Genomic DNA, 17,996 nt, shown 5'->3' on the forward strand with positions numbered 1-17,996 from the left:
ATGTCGAAGCGGTGCTGCCGACGTGCCCCGAGTCTCTCCACGGTAACCACACCGGGACGTCGGAATCAGGAGAGTTCAGGTGAACAGTCCGTTTTCACATGCCGTCGGTATGTCCGGAACGTGCGGGGATGGCCTAAGGTCGAACGCGTGGTGAGAAAACGAGTAGCTGATGCACGCAAACAGGCCGGGCACGTAGTCGACGCGGTGAAGGAGACGGCGGGCAGGCTGGTCGCCGATGTGGTGAGCGGCAAGGTCAAGCTCCCCTCCGTCCCGAAGGTCAAGGTGCCGAGGCCCGGACGCAAGGCGCCGGCCAAGGCTGCTGAGCCGATCGTGAAGCTGGTGGCCGAGCCCAAGCCCTTCGTCAAGCCGGTCGCGGAGCCGGTGGTCGAGCCCGTCGAGGCCACCCCGGCGGAGGCCGCCGCCCCGGCCGAGAAGCCCGCGCCGGCGAAGACGACCACGGCCAAGACGGCCGCGTCCCCGACGAGCGCGGCCAAGAAGACTACGGCCAGGAAGACCGCCGCGAAGAAGACGACCACGGCCAAGAAGACCACCGCAGCCAAGAAGACCACCGCAGCCAAGAAGACCACGACGGCCACGGCCAAGAAGACCGCGGCCAAGAAGACGACTGCGAAGAAGGCTCCCGCGGCGAAGAAGGCCTCCGCCCCGGCGGCAACCCCGGCGACGGCGACTCCGGCAACGGCGACTCCGGCAACGGAGACCCAGTCGAAAGCGACCCCGGCGACGACGACGGCCGCTAAGAAGACGACCGCGGCGAAGAAGACGACGGCCAAGAAGGCCACCGCGAAGAAGACGACCACGGCGAAGAAGACCCCGGCGAAGAAGACCCCGGCGAAGAAGACCCCGGCGAAGAAGGCCCCCGCGAACGGGACCCCAGCGACCCCGCCCGCCGGGCCCGAGACGCCGTCCGCCGACTCCTAGCCGAGACTCCCGACCCGCACGGTCGCGAGAGCCGTACGCGGCCCGAGCCCCAACCTGCGTACGGCCTCGAGATCCTCGAGGGTGTCGACGTCGTGACGCAGCGAGCGGAGCTCGCCCGCCAGCGGTTGGGCGCCGCCGTCACGGTGCGCTGCGGCGGACCCGGGCCCGAACGCAGGCCGGAACAGGTCGTGGGGCGCGGTGTAGAGGGTGGTGCCCCCACCCGCCGCGTCCTCGACGTACGCAGCCCTCGAACCGGTCGCGGCGGCCAGCGCCGCGTCCAGGTCGGCCGAGCGGAGCGCGGGCAGGTCCCCGCACAGGGCAGCGGGGCGGAGCCCCGGCCAGCGGCGCCGGGCCTCGAGCGCACCCTGGACGAGGGTCTCGTTGAGGTCACCGCTGACCCCGTCGGGGATGACCGCGGCGCCGAGGCGGGCGACGTCGGCGGCGAGGTAGGAGTCGTCGGTGATCACCAGCACCGCTCCGACGCGGGCAGCGGCCAAGCACGCCTCGGCGGTGTCGAGGGCGAACGAGCGCGCCAGATCGGCCCGCTGGTGCGACTCGATGCCGACCAGCCGGGACTTGCCGCGCGCCGGAGGCTTGACGGGCAGCAGGACGACGTAACCGGGTGCAGGTGCAGGCACAAGGTAGATCCTGACAGGTATCTCACAACGTCGAGGTGACGGCCCGGTAGCCTGCCCTGCGTGGGTAAGTACCGAAAGTTCCAGGAGGGCAAGCTCGGCTGGCCGTGGGTCGTGGCCGTCGGCATCGTCAAGCCCGTCCTTCTCGCCACCACCAGGCACCAGTGGGACGGCGGCGAGAAGATCCCGGAGAGCGGGGGAGCGGTGATCGCGCTCAACCATGTCTCCGAGATCGACCCGTTCACCGCCGCGCACATCGTGTGGGACTACGGCAGGCGACCGAGCTACCTGGCGAAGGCCGGGCTGTTCAAGGGTGCGCTGGGTAAGTACCTGCGTGCCGCCGGGCAGATCCCGGTGGACCGGACGGCCGGCGCCTCGGCGTTCGACGAGGCCGTCAAGGCCGTCAACGAGGGCAGCATCGTGGTCGTCTACGTCGAGGGGTCCATCACCAAGGACCCGACCGGCTGGCCGATGCGCGGCAAGTCCGGTGCGGCCCGGATCGCGCTCGCGACCGGTGCCCCGGTCTACCCGGTGGGACAATGGGGAGCCCAGGAGCTGCTTCCGGCGTACTCTCTCAAGCCGCACCTGATCGGTCGCAAGATGATCCAGATGAAGATCGGTGACCCGGTCGACCTGAAGGATCTCGAGGTCAAGGAGCACACGTCGGCGGTCGTCAACGAGGCGACCGACCGGATCATGAAGGCGATCGTCGGCCTGGTGGCCGACATCCGGCAGGAGGAGCCGCCCAGCGAGCTCTTCGACCCGAAGAAGGCCGGTGTGAAGGCGACCGGGAACCCCGACAAGAAGAGGAACACCAAGTGAGCGAGCGTCAGCGAGCGAACCATTGGGGCAACACGCCGCCGCGTCCGTATTCTGGCGCTTGCGCTACGGAGGTGACGGCGTGAGCGAGCGTCAGCGAGCGAACCATTGGGGCAACACGCCGCCGCGTCCGTATTCTGGCGCATGCGTCACGGAGGTGGGGGCGTGAGCGGAGCATCGGGCAAGGTTGCGGTCTTCGGCGCGGGGTCATGGGGCACCGCGTTCTCGGTCATCCTCGCTGACGCGGGCAACGACGTGACCATGTGGGCGCGGCGTGCGGAGGTCGCGGCGGCGATCAACGACACCCACGAGAACCCCGACTACCACCCGGGCACCGAGCTGCCGCACAACATCAGTGCTACCCACGACATCGAGAAGGCGGCGTACGGAGCCGACCTGGTCGTCCTGGCGGCGCCGTCGCAGACGTTGCGCGCCAACCTCACCGACTGGGCGCCGTTCCTGCCCAAGGACGTGCCGCTGGTCTCGCTGATGAAGGGCGTCGAGCTCGGCACCCTGGAGCGGATGAGCGAGGTCATCGCCCACGTCACCGGGGCGGGGCCGGAGCGGATCGCCGTGGTCAGCGGCCCCAACCTGTCCAAGGAGATCATCCGTCGCGAGCCTGCCGCCGGTGTGGTGGCGTGCGCCGACGAGGAGGTCGCCAAGGCGATCCAGGCGCGCGTGCACTCGCCCGCGTTCCGCCCCTACACCTCGACCGACGTCGTCGGCTGCGAGATCGGTGGGGCCTACAAGAACGTGGTCGCCATCTCCACCGGGATGGCCGCCGGGATGGGGTTCGGCGACAACACCCAGGCCTCGCTGATCACCCGTGGCCTCGCCGAGACCGCGCGGCTGGCGATGAAGCTGGGTGCCAACCCGATGACGCTGATGGGTCTTGCCGGTCTGGGCGACCTGGCCGCGACCTGCTCCTCGCCGCTGTCCCGCAACCGTACGTTCGGGGAGAAGCTCGGCAAGGGCATGACCACCGCCGACATCCTCGCCTCCAGCCACCAGGTCGCCGAGGGCGCCAAGTCGTCCCACTCGCTGCGCGAGCTGGCGGCGAAGGTGGGAGTGGACGTGCCGTTGGCGCAGTACGTCGACGACGTCGTCTCCGGCGCCAAGACCGTCAGCGAGATCATGGACGAGATGCTCGAGCGGCCGACGAAGGCGGAGACCGAGTAGGTCCCTCCGTCACGGTATGCAGCCGAAGGCCCGCTTCCCGTGCGGAACTCCGCGCGGGAAGCGGGCCTTTCTCTGCATACCTTGATGGAGGATCAGCGGCTCAGGTGGTGCCGAGGTCCTTCCACGGACCCCACTCCTCGGTGCCCGGAGTGTTGCCCTGGGTCCACCACTTGGCCTCCCACAGGTGACCGCCGTACGTGACGCGGTCGCCGGCGACGTACACCGCGGTGGCCGACCAGGCCGCCGCGCCCGCAGGCGGATCGGTGGGCGTGGGCGTGGGGGTGGGCGAGGCGGTGGGGTCCGGCTCCTCGACCGGGCCACCGGTGCCGTTGCGCATGGCGTCGGCGAAGGTGCCGATCAGCTCACCCTGACGGTCGCCGGACAGCTCCCACCACATGCCGCCGCCGAGACGCTTGGCGATGGCGTAGGAAGCCTTCTGGGAGATCGTCCGGGTGTTGTCGTAGCTCCACCACTGGTTGCCGTCGTAGCGCCAGGCGGCACCGGTCGCGGCGTCGTAGTGGTCGGTGCCGCGGGTCTTGAGCTTGTCGTAGTCCTCGTTGCCCGCTTCGTACGTCCCAGGTGCCGCGGCGGTCGCCGGCCCCCACGGATCGGCGGAGGTGGCGCCCTGCCAGCCGCGGCCGTACGCCGCCATGCCGAGGCCGAGCTGGGCCGGTGAGACGCCGGCGTCGAGGTACTTCCGGACCGACTCGTCCACGCTGAACCGCTTGCCGTCGGGGCGCGGGTCGGCGGGGTCGGCGTAGAGGTTGCCCTGGTGGCCGGTCAGCGTCGGGTCCCAGGCGCCCCACAGGTCATAGCCCTGGATGTTGCCGAAGTCGAGCGAGTTGAAGATCGCCGGGTCGTTCCAGCCGCCGGCCTCGATGTCCTGCGGGTTGGCAGGGAGGAACGCGGAGAGCTGGTAGTCCTTGCCGGTGGTCGAGCCGAGGGCGTCCAGCTGGGAGCGGAACTCGGCCAGGAGCGCCTTGAAGTTGGCGCGGTCGTTGGCCGGGTCGACGTGGTTGCCGGTGTTGCCGTTGGGCGAGCCCGGCCACTCCCAGTCGATGTCGAAGCCGTCGAAGACACCCGCCGCGGCACCCGGGCCACCGCGACCGTCGATGACCGGCAGATTGCCCTTGATGTAGAGGTCGATGCAGGAGGAGACGAACGTACGGCGCGACTCCGGGGTCGCCGCGGCCAGGGAGAAGTTCTTCGACCAGGTCCAGCCCCCGATCGACAGGAGCACCTTCAGGCCGGGGTGCTTGGCCTTGAGCTGCTTGAGCTGGTTGAAGGAGCCGGCCAGGGGCTGGTCCCAGGTGTCGGCCGTGCCGGAGACGGATGCGTCGGCTGCGTACGACATCCCGTAGTCGGCGTAGGCGTCACCGGCGCCGTCGGAGCCGTTGGGCCCCTCGCCCTGGGCCTTGTTGGCTTCGAAGCAGGTCAGCGTCTGGTGGTGGATGTTGCCGAAGGCGTAGTTGAGGTGGGTGAGGTCGTCGGCGACCCCGGACGTCTCCAGCTGCTTGAGCTTGAAGGCACGGCCGTAGACGCCCCACTGCACGAAGTAGCCGACGTTGCGGTAGCCGTTGATCGCGGTCGACTCCGCGGCGGCCGTCGTCAGCGATGCGCTGGACGGGGTGCTGGTGAGGACGAGGGTGCCGGTGAGGGCGAGTGCTCCGGCGAGCGCGCCGATGAGAAGGCCGGCTATCCGGCGTGATCTTCGTGGGGGCAAGGCGACATGCATGGTGACACCTCCGAGGTGATGGCTTGCTCGGGCACCAAGCGCCCGATCGCCTCTCGATGGTGGCAGTCCTCGTATTTGTAAGCAACCCTTACTAATTAAGGAATTTCAGAACGTAATTCGAGGTGGGCGCGGAAGTAGTACGTTCGACGGGCCGCCAATTCTGGGAGATCGCCATGCTCGGACGCCGCTCTGCAGTCGTTGCCACGTTGACCGGAGGCGCGCTCGCGCTGGCCACTCTGGTCCCGTACGCCGGGGCGGCCGCCGCCCCGGAGGACAGGCTCGCGCCGCCACCGAAGGTGCCTACCGCGGTGGGCTACGGAGGTGCGGTGGCCAGTGTCGACGCCGATGCGAGCCGGATCGGGCTCGAGGTGCTGCGCAAGGGCGGCAACGCGGTCGACGCGGCGGTCGCGACGGCTGCCGCCCTCGGCGTCACCGAGCCCTACTCGGCCGGGATCGGCGGTGGCGGCTTCTTCGTGCACTACTCCGCGCGCACCGGCGAGGTCGAGACGATCGACGGACGGGAGAAGGCGCCAGCTGCGATGCCGCACGACGCGTTCATCGATCCGGAGACCGGGAAGGAGTATCCGTTCTTCCCCGACATGGTCACCAGCGGCGCGTCGGTCGGCGTGCCCGGCACCCCGCTGACCTGGGACAAGGCGCTGCGGAAGTGGGGGACGCGCTCGCTCGCCCAGTCGCTCGAACCGGCCGCGAGGCTGGCCCGGCAGGGATTCGTCGTCGACGAGACCTTCCGGCAGCAGACCGTCGACAACGCGGAACGTTTCGCAGCGATCGATTCCACTGCGGAACTATTTCTTCCCGGAGGATCCGCGCCCGAGGTCGGCAGCCGGTTCCGCAACCCCGACCTCGCCTCGACCTACGACCTGCTTGGACGCAAGGGCGTGAGGGCCTTCTACCGCGGCCGGCTGGCCGAGGAGGTCGCCGCGACGGTGGCCGAGCCGCCGAAGACCGACGAGACGGATCTGCCGGTTCCGCCGGGCTGGGTGACCACCGAGGACCTCGCCGCCTACACCGCCCCCGATCGCGAACCGACCCACTCGACCTACCAGGACCTGGACGTCTACGGGATGGCGCCGCCGTCCTCCGGCGGCACCTCGGTGGGCGAGGCGCTCAACATCCTGGAACGCTACGACCTGGCCGGGATGAGCGACACCGAGGCCTACCATCACCTGATCGAGTCGAGCGCGATCGCCTTCGCCGACCGGGGTGCCTACCTGGGTGACCCCGACCATGTCGACGTGCCCGTCGACGCCCTCCTCGACGACACCTTCGCCGCCGAGCGGGCCTGCGGGATCGACCCGGCGGCGGCCCGGCCGAAGCCGGTGGTGGCCGGGGACGCGTACGACTACGACGGCGTCTGCGACGCTCCGGCCGGCACCGGTGAGACCGCCAAGGACACCGAGAACCTGGAGACCACCAACCTGACCGTGGTCGACCGCTGGGGCGACGTCGTCGAATACACCCTGACCATCGAGCAGACCGGAGGATCCGGGATCACCGTGCCCGGCCGCGGCTTCCTCCTCAACAACGAGCTGACCGACTTCTCGACGATCTACCGGCCCGACGACCCCAACCGGATCGAGCCCAACAAGCGTCCGCGCAGCTCGATGTCCCCAACGATCGTCCTCTCCGACGGCCGCCCGGTGCTGGCGGTCGGCTCACCCGGCGGCTCGACGATCATCACCACGGTGCTCCAGATCCTCGTCGAGCGGCTCGCGCGCGACCGGACCCTGCCCGAGGCGATGGCGGCGCCCCGGGTCTCCCAACGAAATGCCGTGAACACCGGCGCCGAGCCGGCGTTCATCGAGGCGTACGGCGGGCCGCTGACGTCGCTCGGGCACCGCTTCGCCTCGACCGCCGAGCTCGGCGCGGCGACCGCGATCGAGATCGGCCCGGACGGGCTGCTGACCTCGACGGCGGAGCCGTGGCGCCGCGGCGGCGGCTCCGCGCTGGTGGTGAGCCCGGTGGTACCGACCGACTAGCCCCCGATGCGGTCCAGGGCCTGCCGCAGGTCGTCCCAGAGGTCGTCGACGTCCTCGATCCCGACCGACATCCGCACCAGCCCGTCGGGCACCGTAGCCGACTCGGTCTTCCAACGGCGCCGGCGCTCGAAGGTGGACTCGACGCCGCCGAGCGAGGTCGCGTGGACCCACAGATCTGTGGAGTGGGTCAGGACGTCGGCCTGCTCCGCGGTCGGCAGGACGGCCGCGAGCATGCCGCCGAACCCCGGATAGCGGACCTCAGCGACCGCCGGGTGGGCGGCCAGACGCTCGGCGAGGATGGCCGCGTTGGCTGCGGAGCGCTCGACGCGCAGGTGCAGCGTACGGAGCCCGCGAAGCGCCAGCCACGCCTCGAACGGGCCGGGGATCGCACCGAGCAGGTCGCGACGGGCCTTGAGTACGTCCCACAGCGTGTCGTCGGAGACCACGACCGCGCCCATGACGACATCGGAGTGGCCCGCGATGAACTTGGTGGCCGAGTGGACGACGATGTCCGCACCGAGCGCGAGCGGCTGCTGGAGCAGGGGAGTGGCGAAGGTGTTGTCGACCACGACCCGCGCGCCGGCCTCGTGGGCGGCGGCGATGACCGCCGGGAGATCGGCGAGCTGCATCCCCGGGTTGGTCGGGGTCTCGATCCACACCAGCGCGACCTCACCGTCGAGCTTCTTCAGCAGCTTCACGACCGCGGCGGTGTCGGAGAAGTCCGCGAGGCGCGCGGTCAGCCGGCCGCGCCCCTCGAGATCGGCCAGCTGACCGATCGTCCCCAGATAGCTCTGCTCGGTCGCCACGACCACCGAGTCGTTGACCAGGTCGAGCAGCGTCGCGATCGCCGCGAGCCCCGACGCGAACGACAGCGCCCGCCCGCCCTCGAGCCTCCCGAGGGCCTCCTCGAACGCCACCCACGCGTCGTTCGTGTAGCGCCCGTACTCCTTGTCCCCGCCGGCCACATAGGTCGAGGCCATCGTGATCGGTACGTTGAGCGGCTGGTCGGGCTCGTGGGCCGGCCGCCCGGCGTGGACGGCGATCGTGGCGGGCTTGTGATCCATGCGGCTGAGCCTAGTCAGCGACCCGTGTAACACGTCGTTCGTAGCACTATCCGGTCGTTCTGATAGGGCGAGTAGTACTACGAACGGCGTGTTACACGTGGCTGAGGCGGCTGCGCGGTTACGGGTCAGGGCATGGTCCCGGATAAGGTTGCGGCCGTGTTGACGACCCTGCTGGATGGACGTGCCTTCGGTGAGAAGCACGGCAAGGACGCTGCCACCGTCGTGGCCCTGCACGGCTGGGCGCGCAACCGCAGCGACTGGGGCTCGACGCTCCAGGGTCTGGACGCGCTCGCGCTCGACCAGCCCGGATTCGGCGCCACGCCGGCTCCGGAGGAGGTCTGGGGGTCCGAGAACTACGCCGAATGGCTGGCCCAGATCCTCGAGACCCTCGATCGCCCCGTGCTCGTCGGTCACAGCTTCGGCGGCCGGGTGGCCATCCAGCTCGCCGCGACCCGTCCGGAGCTCGTCCGCGGCGTCGTCCTCACCGGGGTGCCGCTGTTCCGTCCGAAGACCGGCGGGAAGCCCAAGCTCGCCTACCGGATCGGCCGCTGGCTCCACGGCAAGGGGCTGATCCCGGAGGCCCGGATGGAGGCGCTGCGCGAGAAGTACGGCTCGACCGACTACCGCAACGCCAAGGGCATCGTCCGCGACATCTTCGTGAAGGTCGTCAACGAGTCCTACGGCGACCAGCTGGCGGCCATCCCGAAGGACCTCCCGGTCCGCCTGATCTGGGGCGAGAACGACACCGCCGCCCCGGTCTGGATGCCCGGTGAGGCGATGGAGATCCTGGGGGACAACGCGACCCTGGAGATCGTCCCGGGCTCCGCACACCTGCTCGACGCCGGGCTGGTCAAGAGCCTTCGAGGCGCCATCGACGAACTTCGTACGAACTGAATCTGAGGGGCTGAAGAAGAAGCATGTGGATCGTCCTGGTCACCTCCGCGCTGACCCTGGTCTCCTACTACCGATGGCTGCGGGTCGCTCAGCGTGAGCACTACGAGCCGACGCGGCTGTTCGCGATCGAGTGGATCTGGATCAAGGCACGCCCGGTCGAGGCGATCCTGCTCGGCGCGGTCGTCGTGGTCTGCCTGGCCTCGTTCGTGCTGCCCTACGGCGCGATCGTGGGGGCGCTGCTGTTCCTCGGCTGGCCCGTGGGCATGTCGTTCACCGGCGCGAAGCGGCTGGTGTGGACCGACCGCGTCAAGCGCCTGGCCGGTGTGCTCTTCGTGCTGCACGCTGTCGTCACCGTCGTGATCGCGCTCGTGGCGCCGGTCGCCGCCGGCCTGCTCCCGATCCTCGCGGTCCCGCTCGCCGAGGCGGCGCTGGCGATCATGTGGCCGATCGAGAAGGCGATGGCGAAGAAGTGGCAGGTGCAGGCCGCCGCCACGATCCGCAAGGTCGACCCGCGCATCGTTGCGATCACCGGCTCCTACGGCAAGACCTCGACGAAGAACTACGCCACCCACCTGATGCAGGGGCGCTGGTCCACGCTCGCGAGTCCGGCGAGCTTCAACAACGCGATGGGCCTCTCCCGCGCGGTCAACGACCGCCTCCAGCCCGGCACCGACATCTTCGTGGCCGAGATGGGCACCTACGGTCCCGGCGAGATCGCCGAGCTGACCGAGATCTTCCCGCCCGAGGTCGCCGCGATCACCACCATCGGTGAGGCCCACCTGGAGCGAATGAAGTCGCGCGAGACGATCGTGAAGGCCAAGTCGGAGATCCTCCCGAAGGCCTCGACCGTCGTGCTCAACATCGACGTCCCAGAGCTCGCCCTCATCGCCGAGAACCTCCGGGCCAGCAAGCGGGTCATCGCCTGCTCCGCGATCCCCGGCACCGCCGCCGAGGTCATCGTGGCCGACGGCACAGATCCGACCGTCTCGGGCTCCGCTTCGACAATCACGATCAACAATGAGACGTACGCCGTCGAGCTTCCCGACGAGGTCGGTCACCCGATCAACGTGGCGATCGCAGTCGGCCTCGCGCTCGCGGTCGAGGTCCCGATCGAGACGATCACCCAGCGGCTGGCCTCGATCCCCGGCACGCCCCACCGCGCCGAGGCCAACAAGACGCCCGGCGGCGTCTGGGTCGTCGACGACACCTTCAACTCCAACCCGACCGGCGCCGCCGCCGCGCTCGCGAAGGCCAAGCGCCTGGCAGGGGAGTCGGGCACGGTGTGGACGATCACGCCCGGTATGGTCGAGCTGGGCACCGAGCAGGCCGCGCGCAACGTGGAGTTCGCGCAGGCTGCCACGGCCTCCGACAAGATGCGCCTGTGCATCGTCGGTCGCACCAACCGAAAAGCGCTGCGGGCGGGGGAGCCTGCGCGAACCATTGCGTTCGAGAGCCGTAAGGCGGCAGCGGATCATGCGTTGACCGCGGCCAAGGAGGGCGACGTGGTGCTGTACGAGAACGACCTCCCCGACCACTACGCGTAGGACCCCAGGAGCTTTCACCATGAGCGTAACCAAGGCCACCATCGTCTTCGGCGGTCCCAGCGCCGAGCACGACATCAGCATCCTCACCGGCCTGCAGGCCGAGCGGGTCCTCTCCGGTGCGGGCGTCGAGGTGACGTGCCTCTACTGGGCGCGCTCGGACAAGTGGTTCCTGGTGCCCGCCAAGCAGGAGGCGCGTGACTTCCTCGGCGGCGAGCCGAAGGGCTCGAAGGCCGTGGAGTTCCGTCTCGGCACCGAGAAGGGCGACGGCTTCTACACCGTCGGCGGCTTCGGCGGCGGCAAGCGCCTGGAGACCGGCCCGATCCTCTCCGCCTTCCACGGTGGCGCGGGCGAGGCCGGCGGCATCCAGTGGCTCTTCGAGCTCGCCGGGCTGAAGGCGACGGGCGCCACCCCGGCCTCGGCCGCCCTCGGCATGGACAAGCTCGCCTTCGGCGCGGTCATGCTCAACGCCGGCCTGCCCTCGCTCCAGCGTGAGCTGCTCTCGCGCTACGCCGCCCCGTCGTTCGAGGGCCCCTACATCGTCAAGCCGCGCTTCGGTGGCTCCTCGATCGGCATCGAGGTCGTCGACGACTACGAGACCGGCCTCGCGCTCCTCAACACCTCGCCGCACCTGCGTGCCGGCGCGGTCGTCGAGCCGTACCGTCCTGACCTCTTCGACCTCAACGCCTCGGTGCGCACCGCGCCCGAGATCGCGGTGAGCGACGTCGAGCGCCCGCTGCGCTCGGACGAGGCGAAGATGTACGACTACTCCGCCAAGTACGTCCACACCGACGGTCTCTCCTCCTCCCCGCGCGAGTTCCCCGCTCAGGTCGAGGAGTCGATCACCAAGCAGATCAAGGACCTGGCCGTACGCGTCGTGGAGCTGACCGGCCTGACCGGCATCCTCCGCATCGACTTCCTCTCCGACGGCAAGGGCGAGGTCTTCATCAACGAGGTCAACTCGATCCCCGGTGCCCTCTCGCTCTACCTGTGGCCCGACACCCCGGCCTCCGAGGTGCTCACCAGCGCCATCGCCGAGGCCGAGAAGCACGTCCCTCAGGTCACCCGGAACTTCGAGGAGGGCGTCGCCCTCAAGGCCGCCGGCGGCATCGCCGGCAAGCTCACCGGCCTGAGCTGAGGCCGAGTCGGCGCGAGCTGCCAAAGATTCACGCCGGGTCGGCGCGTTCCAACGCGCCGACCCGGCGTGGTTTTACGTCAGGATGAGCCGACTCGGCAGGGGGTCAGCGGGACAGGGCACGCTTGAGGAGGGCGAGAGTGACCTCGCCCATCGAGGTGCCGTCGTACTTGGCGGCGAAGGGGAAGACGCTGGTCTCGGTGGCGCCGGGGGTGATGGCGACCTCGAGGACGACGAAGCTGCCGTCGGGGGTGACCATGAAGTCGGTGCGGGAGATGTCGCGCATGCCGAGCAGCTCGTGGGCGCGGACGGCGGTCTCGCCGAGCTCGGTGAGCAGTGCGTCGGGGAGGTCGGGGCGGCCGAAGCCGACGAACTCGGCGGTGTAGCGTGCCGCGAAGTCGAACTCGTGGCCCTTGCTGAAGTCGATGGCGATCGGCGTCAGCGGCTTGACGCCCTCGTCGGTCTCGTGGACCACCACGGAGACGTCGATGCCGGCGTAGAAGCGCTCGATGAGCGCCTCGTCGCAGTAGGCGTAGGTCTTGACCAGGGCGGCGGGGAGGGCGGAGAGGCCGTCGACGCCGGTGACGCCGAGCGCCGAGCCGCCGCGCGAGGGCTTGACCACGACCCGCTCACCCAACCGCGAGATGACGTGCTCCATCAGCACCGGCGCCCCGACGTCGCGGAACGTCGTGGACGACAGCGAGACCGAGTCGGGCACCGGGATGCCCCCGCGGCGCAGGAGCTCACGGGCAGCCGTCTTGTCGAACGCGACCCGGCAGGAGGTGGAGACGGTGCCGACGTACGGGATCCCGATCAGCTCCAGGAGCGTCTGGATCTCGCCGTCCTCACCGAACTGGCCGTGCAGAGCCGGCAGCGCCACGACCGCCTTGTCGCGTTCGAGGTTGTGCAGCAGCGCCCGGTCGAAGTCGTACGCCGCCACTTCCACTCCCAGCGCCGACAGCTCGCGCACGAGGTTGCGGCCCGAGGCCAGCGACACGTCGCGCTCGTGGCTCAGCCCGCCGGCGATGACGGCGACGGGTCCGGAAAGAGGAGGTGTGCTCATGGGTTCGTTCTAACAGACGGTGGAAGAGTTACTGGAAATGCGGGTCTCGACCCGCAGTCGCGGCTTCGCAAGCTCAGCCGCGCGCTCGCTCGACCTCCTCGCGTTTGTCCGGAGCAAGCTCCGGACAAGGCTCGGAGTCTCAGATGTGGACGACCGGGCAGGTCAGGGTTCGGGTGATGCCTTCGAGGCTCTGGACGCGGGCCACGACCATCTTGCCGAGCTCGTCGACATTGCGGGCCTCGGCACGGACGATCACGTCGTACGGACCGGTGACGTCCTCAGCCAGGGTCACGCCCTGGATCTTGCCGATCTCGGTGGCGACCTCTGCGGCCTTGCCGACGTCGGTCTGGATGAGGATGTACGCCTGTACGACCATGGTGCTGCTCCTGTTCTCCGTGCCTTCCTTGGCACAACGTCAGGCATGTAACCTATCGCGTTATCTGTCGCTCGACCTACACCGACCCTGGGGATAAGACGACCGGAGTGAGGTCGAACGGCGAGCTTGCTCGTCTGTTCGCGCCGAACGAGGGAGTGACCGCGCGAAGCGCGGAGACACGGTGATGCGTGTCCCGGTATCTCCGCGCACGGCGAGGAGGGTTGGATACAGGTATGGCTTTTCCGAGGGACACGACACTCGCCGACGTCGGTGAGTTCGGGCTGATCACCGAGATGACCAAGCACTTCGCCCAGGGGGAGCACGTGCTGGTCGGCCCCGGCGACGACGCGGCGCTGCTGCGGGTCAAGCAGGGTCACGTCGTGGTCTCGACCGACCTGCTCGTCGAGGGCCGCCACTTCCGGCGCGACTGGGCCGAGGCGTCCCACATCGGCCATCGCGCGGCGGGCCAGAACCTCGCCGACATCGCCGCGATGGGCGGCGTGGCGCACTCGATGACCCTCGGGCTCGCCCTTCCCTCGGATCTCCCCGTCGAATGGGCCGTCGACTTCGCGGAGGGGTTCGCCGCGGAGTGCTCGCTGGTCGGCGCCTCCGTCGTCGGCGGCGACGTCACCGGCGCCGACCAGATCGTCATCTCGGTGACCGCCATCGGCGCGGTCGCCCAGGCTCCCGTCCTCCGCTCGGGGGCGGAGCCCGGCGACGTACTCGCGCTGTGCGGACGCCAGGGATGGGCCGCGGCGGGCCTGGCGATCCTCAAGCGCGGGTTCCGCTCACCGCGCGTGCTCGTCGACGCCTACCGCCGCCCGCAACCGCCGTACGCCGCCGGCCCCGCCGCCGCGGCAGCCGGTGCCTCGGCGCTGATCGACGTCTCCGACGGTCTCCTGTCCGAGGCCCGGCACATCGCCGAGGCCTCGGAGGTCTCCATCGACGTGCACACCGCGGCGCTGACCATCCCCGACGAGCTCAACGCGGTCGCCTCGGCGACCGGTGCCGACGCGCTCGCGTTCGTGCTGGGTGGGGGAGAGGACCACTCCCTGCTCGCCGCGTTCCCGCCTGACGTCGAGCTGCCGCAGGGGTGGACGGTCATCGGGACGATCGGTGAGGCTGGTGGGGAGCCGGTCACGGTCGACGGGGAGGTTTATGAGGGGCCGGCGGGGTGGACGCACTTCTGAACCGGCGGGTATTCGTGACCGGGTTCGATTTTCGGTCTGGCTTGCGTCGGGTTTTGCGCCGAGTCGGCGCAACCGCACGCCTCGCTCGCTTCGCTTCGCTCCAAGGCGTGCAGTTGCGCCGACTCGGCGCCTTTCAAGTCAAAGCAGAAGGGCCCCGCTCAGCGCTTGCGCGCTGCCGCGGGGCCCTTCGTGCTTTGATGACTACCTTGCGACCTTGCCGGCCTTGATGCAGGTCGTGCAGACATTCATACGCTTCGGGGTGCCGTTGATGACGGCGCGGACGCGCTGGATGTTGGGGTCGAAGCGGCGCTTGGTCGCCTTCTTGGACCACGGCCGGTTGTTGCCGAAGCCCGGCTTCTTGTCGCAGATGTCGCAGACGGCAGCCACCGTGAACTCCTGATGTTGAATAGATGATCGAGGTCGAATAGATATTGCCGGCGAGCGCGATGAACGGCTGCCCAGCCGAGACAACCGAACAAGCGTAGCCCGTTCGGCTGTGCCCGGCGAAATCGTCACTCGCCCGAGCGGCGATCCCGCCATCTGTCCAGCGGGGAGGCCAGCGCGGTGGCCAGCTTCCACCGCTTCGATCCGCGCAGATCGTCGATCTCGGCGCGCTGGCCGGCGAGCTGCTTGCGCTGCGACTCGAGTCGCCGCCGCTGGTCCGCGACGACCTCCCGGAGCTTGGCGACCTCGTCGCGCAGCTCGAGACCCTCCTCGACCCAGTCCGGGACGGCGGGCACGGAGGGGAGGTCGGGGGAGAGGCCGCGGCGCAGGACGACGTAGAACTCGATGTCGGTCTCGGGCACGGGCAGGATCTTCTCGACCGACCAGCCGGTCAGCCCCAGGCGGCGCAGCTCCGCGATGATCTCGGGGAACGAGCGGTCGGTGTAGGTCCAGACGTGGCAGTCGACGTACTCGCCGCGGCGGGCGCGCTCGACCTGGCTCGTGGTGTAGCCGAGGTCGTGGATGCAGGTCTCGGCCTCGCTGGGCCCACGGTGGTGGAGCCGCTTGGGGTCGTGGTTGACCGCCGACCGGTGGTGGTCGAAGACGGCGCGTACGGACGGGGTGGTGTCGCCGGCCTCGTGGGCCTGGAGGATCTGGCCCATCGTCGTGGGCGGGCGGTGGGCGTCGAAGGTGTAGCGCCGGTCGGGGACGACCAGGACGAGGGCCGCGTCGGGCGCGGTGATCGCCTCGACCTGCCCCAGCCAGCCGACCAGGTCGGGCACATGCTCGACGACGTGGCTGGCCAGCGCCCAGTCGAACGGAGCGCCCGGCGCGGCGGCCTCCTCGAGCGTACGCATCCTGGTGCCGTCCCACATCGGATAGTCGATCTCGGGAATGGCCTCGCGGGTCACGTTGGGGTTGTCGGTGTTGGTCTCGTAGAGCCGGTCGCGGTCGTAGAGGTCGAGATAGGACACGTCGGCCGCATCACGGGGGACGAGCGGCTTGTGCAGCGGTCCGATCTCCAGGCCGCGGCCGGCGGAGAAGTCGAAGATTTCGGCGACGCGACGGGCGCGTGGGGTCGTGGTCGGAATCGACATCCGGGAGTCCTTCGGCGTAGGGAAGTCTCCACACTAGGGATGGATCGTCACCCGCGCGGGGCGTGACTCGGCAGAACCTGTTACTCGCTCGTGTCTTTGCTGCAGCCTTGGATTTGTTCACCCGTCGTTTACCGCATGCCCAGGCACCGCCTAACCTTGGGGCCGCGATGCCGGACAATGTGTCCGTCGTCACGGTGTCTGGCTGTGTGTCGGGGTGTCGAGGAGTAGGAGGGCCGCGTGGCCGAGGTCAAGCTCGATCTGTTCCGCCGGTTCGGCGACCTGGCGACCGACGCGCTCGCGTCGCACCGCGAGGAGATCGACGCGCTCAACGTCTTCCCGGTGCCCGACAGCGACACCGGGACCAACCTCTACCTGACCATCGCCGCGGCCCGTGACCGGCTGCATGAGTTCGCCGGCACCGACTGGCGCGAGGGGCTGCGCGCCTTCTCCCGCGGAGCGCTGCTGGACGCCCGGGGAAATTCGGGCGTGATCCTGGCCGAGATGATCGGCGCCCTGCTGCGCCGCCTGATCCAGGCCACCGAGGAGGAGCGCACCTCCAAGGTCTTCGCCGACGCCCTCCGCAAGGCCGCCAACGCCGCGTACGCCGCGGTGGGGGAGCCCCAGGAGGGCACCATGCTCAGCGTGCTCCGTGCCGCCGCGGACGCGGCCGAGGCGTGCGTCGAGATCGACGAGACCGCCCGCACCCGCGACGTCATGTCGGTGGCCGCCAGCGCGGCCCGCGCCGCGCTCGCTCGTACGCAGGAGCAGCTGCCCGCGCTCGCCGCCGCCGGGGTCGTCGATGCCGGCGGCCGCGGGATCTGCGTGCTCCTCGACGCCTTCGACACCGCTCTGACCGGGCGCCGCCCGAGCCCGCAGGAGCCGACCCCGCACATCCCGATCCCCATCACTGCGGGCCTGGGCGCTGCCGACGGGCATGCGCTGGAGCCTGGTGGCCCGGCCTACGAGGTGATGTACCTGCTCGACGCCGAGGACGCCGCGATCCCCGACCTGCGCAAGCGGCTCCAGCCGCTGGGCGACTCGCTGGTCGTCGTCGGTGGCGAGGGCATCTGGAACGTGCACGTCCACGTCGACGACGTCGGCGCCGCCATCGAGGCCGGGATCAGCGCCGGACGGCCGCACCGGATCCACGTGACCCACTTCGCCGAGCAGATCGCCGGCCAGGCCAACCGGCACGCCACCCGCAGCGGCCGGGCGGTGATCGCGTTCGCGGCCGGGCCTGGTCTGGCCGAGCTCTTCCGTGGAGCCGGCGCGATCGTGATCGAGGGCGGCCCCCACCGGCGTCCGACGACCTCCGAGCTGCTCGAGGCGATCACCGCCTCCGGCGCGTCCGAGGTGATCGTGCTCCCCAACGACGCCCCGACCCGGCAGTCGGCCGAGGCCGCCGCCCGCACCGCCGAGGGCGACCTCGACATCAACGTCGCGGTGATCCCGACCCGCAGCCAGGTGCAGGGGCTGGCGGCGATCGCGGTCCACGAGCCCGGGCGGAAGTTCGACAAGGACGTGCTGGAGATGACCGCCACCGCGCGACACGCGCGGCACGGTGCGGTCACCATCTCGAACACCCGAGCGATTACGATGGCGGGGCCGTGCATGCCGGGTGACGCGCTCGGGGTGCTCGACGGAGACTTCGTCAAGGTCGGCCAGGACCTGGAGAAATGCGCGACCTACGTCCTCGCCCGGCTCATCGGCGGTGGTGGCGAGCTGGTCACGCTGGTCTCTGGCCTCGAGGACCCCACCGGCGAGCTCGCCCGGGGCGTCGCGGCGTGGCTGGCTGCGAACCATCCGGCCGTTGATGTGATGGTGTACGACGGAGGCCAGGAGCGTTACCCCCTCCTGATGTCGGTCGAGTAGAGGAGAAGAGACG

The 17,996-nt window shown here is 69.8% G+C and carries 16 protein-coding genes; 9 read left to right on the plus strand and 7 right to left on the minus strand.

What is annotated here, in order from left to right; genetic code table 11:
- Positions 1–204: 204 nt before the first annotated feature.
- Positions 205–939 carry a hypothetical protein gene (locus tag ACIA03_RS22730; RefSeq protein ID WP_396986743.1) on the plus strand — a complete coding sequence of 245 codons (735 nt, stop codon included), beginning with the start codon at positions 205–207 and terminating at the stop codon, positions 937–939.
- On the opposite strand, the gene cofC is transcribed toward ACIA03_RS22730, so the two are convergent.
- Positions 936–1,577 carry a 2-phospho-L-lactate guanylyltransferase gene (cofC, locus tag ACIA03_RS22735; protein ID WP_396986745.1) on the minus strand — a complete coding sequence of 214 codons (642 nt, stop codon included), beginning with the start codon at positions 1,575–1,577 and terminating at the stop codon, positions 936–938. The genes ACIA03_RS22730 and cofC overlap by 4 nt on opposite strands.
- A gap of 60 nt (positions 1,578–1,637) precedes the next feature.
- Between cofC and ACIA03_RS22740 the strand changes: the two genes are divergently transcribed.
- Together ACIA03_RS22740 and ACIA03_RS22745 are read left to right on the plus strand one after the other, a co-directional pair.
- Positions 1,638–2,396 carry a lysophospholipid acyltransferase family protein gene (locus ACIA03_RS22740; RefSeq protein ID WP_396986747.1) on the plus strand — a complete coding sequence of 253 codons (759 nt, stop codon included), beginning with the start codon at positions 1,638–1,640 and terminating at the stop codon, positions 2,394–2,396.
- 141 nt (positions 2,397–2,537) lie between these two features.
- Entirely contained in the window at positions 2,538–3,572 is a 1,035-nt protein-coding gene (locus ACIA03_RS22745; protein WP_396986749.1) for an NAD(P)H-dependent glycerol-3-phosphate dehydrogenase, read from the plus strand.
- A gap of 100 nt (positions 3,573–3,672) precedes the next feature.
- Here the strand turns inward: ACIA03_RS22745 and ACIA03_RS22750 are convergent, their stop codons facing one another.
- Positions 3,673–5,307 carry a glycosyl hydrolase family 18 protein gene (locus ACIA03_RS22750; protein ID WP_396986751.1) on the minus strand — a complete coding sequence of 545 codons (1,635 nt, stop codon included), beginning with the start codon at positions 5,305–5,307 and terminating at the stop codon, positions 3,673–3,675.
- A gap of 173 nt (positions 5,308–5,480) precedes the next feature.
- Between ACIA03_RS22750 and ggt the strand changes: the two genes are divergently transcribed.
- Positions 5,481–7,307 (plus strand): gamma-glutamyltransferase, encoded by a 1,827-nt coding sequence (gene ggt / locus ACIA03_RS22755; protein WP_396986753.1) that lies wholly within the window; start codon positions 5,481–5,483, stop codon positions 7,305–7,307.
- On the opposite strand, the gene ACIA03_RS22760 is transcribed toward ggt, so the two are convergent.
- Positions 7,304–8,371 (minus strand): trans-sulfuration enzyme family protein, encoded by a 1,068-nt coding sequence (locus ACIA03_RS22760; protein ID WP_396986755.1) that lies wholly within the window; start codon positions 8,369–8,371, stop codon positions 7,304–7,306. The two genes, ggt and ACIA03_RS22760, sit on opposite strands and share 4 nt — an antisense overlap.
- A gap of 156 nt (positions 8,372–8,527) precedes the next feature.
- Here ACIA03_RS22760 and ACIA03_RS22765 point away from each other — a divergent pair, with 156 nt between their 5' ends.
- Genes ACIA03_RS22765 through ACIA03_RS22775 form a run of 3 tightly spaced genes read left to right on the plus strand, consistent with a single transcriptional unit; the run spans position 8,528 to position 11,944 of the window.
- Complete coding sequence (locus tag ACIA03_RS22765) at positions 8,528–9,265, plus strand: alpha/beta fold hydrolase (protein WP_396986757.1); 738 nt, start codon at positions 8,528–8,530, stop codon at positions 9,263–9,265.
- A gap of 23 nt (positions 9,266–9,288) precedes the next feature.
- Entirely contained in the window at positions 9,289–10,809 is a 1,521-nt protein-coding gene (locus tag ACIA03_RS22770; RefSeq protein ID WP_396986759.1) for a Mur ligase family protein, read from the plus strand.
- Between the two features lie 19 nt (positions 10,810–10,828).
- Positions 10,829–11,944: a hypothetical protein gene (locus tag ACIA03_RS22775; protein ID WP_396986761.1), complete on the plus strand. Its 1,116-nt coding sequence runs from the start codon at positions 10,829–10,831 to the stop codon at positions 11,942–11,944.
- Between the two features lie 103 nt (positions 11,945–12,047).
- Here the strand turns inward: ACIA03_RS22775 and ACIA03_RS22780 are convergent, their stop codons facing one another.
- Both ACIA03_RS22780 and ACIA03_RS22785 read right to left on the minus strand, forming a co-directional pair.
- Positions 12,048–13,004 (minus strand): D-alanine--D-alanine ligase, encoded by a 957-nt coding sequence (locus ACIA03_RS22780; RefSeq protein ID WP_396986763.1) that lies wholly within the window; start codon positions 13,002–13,004, stop codon positions 12,048–12,050.
- Between the two features lie 139 nt (positions 13,005–13,143).
- Positions 13,144–13,380 carry an Lrp/AsnC family transcriptional regulator gene (locus ACIA03_RS22785; RefSeq protein ID WP_008358330.1) on the minus strand — a complete coding sequence of 79 codons (237 nt, stop codon included), beginning with the start codon at positions 13,378–13,380 and terminating at the stop codon, positions 13,144–13,146.
- A gap of 233 nt (positions 13,381–13,613) precedes the next feature.
- Here ACIA03_RS22785 and ACIA03_RS22790 point away from each other — a divergent pair, with 233 nt between their 5' ends.
- Positions 13,614–14,570, plus strand: a complete 957-nt coding sequence (locus tag ACIA03_RS22790) for a thiamine-phosphate kinase (protein ID WP_396986765.1) — start codon at positions 13,614–13,616, stop codon at positions 14,568–14,570.
- Positions 14,571–14,771: 201 nt separating this feature from the next.
- Here ACIA03_RS22790 and rpmB read toward each other — a convergent pair whose 3' ends face one another.
- Both rpmB and ACIA03_RS22800 read right to left on the minus strand, forming a co-directional pair.
- Positions 14,772–14,957 carry a 50S ribosomal protein L28 gene (gene rpmB, locus ACIA03_RS22795; protein ID WP_008358326.1) on the minus strand — a complete coding sequence of 62 codons (186 nt, stop codon included), beginning with the start codon at positions 14,955–14,957 and terminating at the stop codon, positions 14,772–14,774.
- A gap of 125 nt (positions 14,958–15,082) precedes the next feature.
- Positions 15,083–16,111 (minus strand): methyltransferase domain-containing protein, encoded by a 1,029-nt coding sequence (locus ACIA03_RS22800; RefSeq protein ID WP_396986768.1) that lies wholly within the window; start codon positions 16,109–16,111, stop codon positions 15,083–15,085.
- Between the two features lie 237 nt (positions 16,112–16,348).
- Between ACIA03_RS22800 and ACIA03_RS22805 the strand changes: the two genes are divergently transcribed.
- Positions 16,349–17,983 (plus strand): DAK2 domain-containing protein, encoded by a 1,635-nt coding sequence (locus ACIA03_RS22805; protein WP_396986770.1) that lies wholly within the window; start codon positions 16,349–16,351, stop codon positions 17,981–17,983.
- Positions 17,984–17,996: the final 13 nt, after the last annotated feature.

Origin of the sequence: Nocardioides sp. NPDC051685 (assembly GCF_044453405.1) — a bacterium.
GTDB lineage: Bacteria > Actinomycetota > Actinomycetes > Propionibacteriales > Nocardioidaceae > Nocardioides.